This is a genomic window from Rhodococcus sp. GQ147, assembly GCF_059759155.1.
In genome coordinates this window covers 1-1600 of the sequence record NZ_JCAXDU010000053.1, presented here as the reverse complement: position 1 = coordinate 1600, position 1600 = coordinate 1, and the positions used below count along the sequence as shown (strand labels likewise).

Annotated in this window: 1 protein-coding gene; it reads left to right on the top strand. The window is 69.3% G+C overall.

Features of this window, described 5'->3' with window-relative positions; translation table 11 throughout:
• On the top strand, positions 1-1600 hold a 1600-nt coding region (locus AC6CID_RS24965), incomplete at both ends, for a sigma-54-dependent Fis family transcriptional regulator (protein WP_498354662.1).

Sequence of the window (1600 nt, the reverse complement as noted above, 5' to 3'; positions counted from 1 at the left end):
CGAAGCTTGTGCGTGCGGCGCGGCCGGTCCTGGATCGGTTGGCCGATCAACTCGCCGATGCGCCGGTGACGATCTTGCTCGCCTCGCAGGATGCGACCATCGTCGATCGGCGGGCCGGGCAGCGGTCACTGCTCGGCCGTCTCGACCGTGCCCAGGTCGCCCCGGGGTTCATCTTCGCCGAGGAATGCGCCGGAACCAACGGGATCGGCACCGCCCTCGAAGAACGCAAAGCGTTCCGGGTCCGCGGGGAAGAGCACCTGCTCGAGGCGTTGCATCCGCTGGCCTGTGTCGGCTCCCCGATCGTCGATCCGGTCTCACGCGCGGTGACCGGCATCGTCGACATCACCTGCGAGATCGGCGATGTCAACGAGCTGATGGCACCGCTGGTGCTCTCGGCGGTACGCGATATCGAAGAGCGATTGTTCGCCCTGTCCGCCCGCAGCGAGCAGAACCTGCTGCGCGAATACATGCGCAGCAAACGCCGCGGCCACGCCGCGGTGGTGGCGATGAACCGGGACACGGTGATCGCGACCCCGACGGTGTCACGGTTGATGGACTCGACCGATCAGATGATGATCTGGGACTGGATCAGCACCCATCTGGCCGCCAAGGACGAATGGGAAGGACCGCTGCGTTTCGCCGACGGGATCGACGTGCGGGTCCATGCCCGCCGGGTCGGTGAGTCCACCGATCCGCTCAGCGCGATCCTCGAACTGCGCCCGCTGGCCTCCCCGGCTCCGCCGCGACCGCGCGCCCGCCTGGCCCCCGCCGCGCCCGCCGGTGTGGCGCCGGCGACGCGTATCGCCGGCCGCAGCCTGGCCGCGCACCGACTCCAGGACCGGGTCGACGAGATCACCGCGACCGTCGCGCCGGTGCTGATCGTCGGTGAGTCCGGTGTCGGCAAAACCCATCTGGCGCGGCAGATCCAGCACCGCTGGGGCCGGCACGACCCGGTCCCGAGCGTCGATGCGTCGACGTTGACCCCCTCGGCGGTGGCCGAGTTGCGGGCGCGTCTGTCCGGCAGTTTCGCGTGCATCATCGAGCACCTCGACGAGGTCCCCGACGACGCTGTGGCTTCTACCCGGCGGTTGCTCGACGCTGCCGTCGAGCTGGGTGCACCGGTGATCGCCACCGCCACCTCGAGCACCCCCGACGATCTGCGGCATCAGGTGCAGACCCATGTGCGGCGCAGTGTGTGCATCCCGCCGCTGCGCCAGCGCATCGAAGATCTCACCGATCTCGCGCGGGAGTTGCTCGCCGCCGAACTCCCCGACCGTCCGACCCCGCAACTGCAACCGGCCGCGCATCGGGCGTTGATCGACCATCACTGGCCCGGCAACCTGCGCGAACTCGCCTCGGTGCTCAGTACCGCGGCGGCGCGGTCGATGGGATTCGACATCAAACTCGAACATCTGCCCGCCGACTACCGCACCCTCGGCGCCGGCCGCCGGTTGACCTCGCTCGAACGCACCGAACGCGAAGCGATCGTCCGCGCCCTCGACGAGTCCGACGGCAACAAATCCCTCGCCGCCCACCGACTCGGTGTGGCCCGCTCGACCCTCTACCGCAAGATCCGCGCGCTGGGCCTGGAAAACGAAAC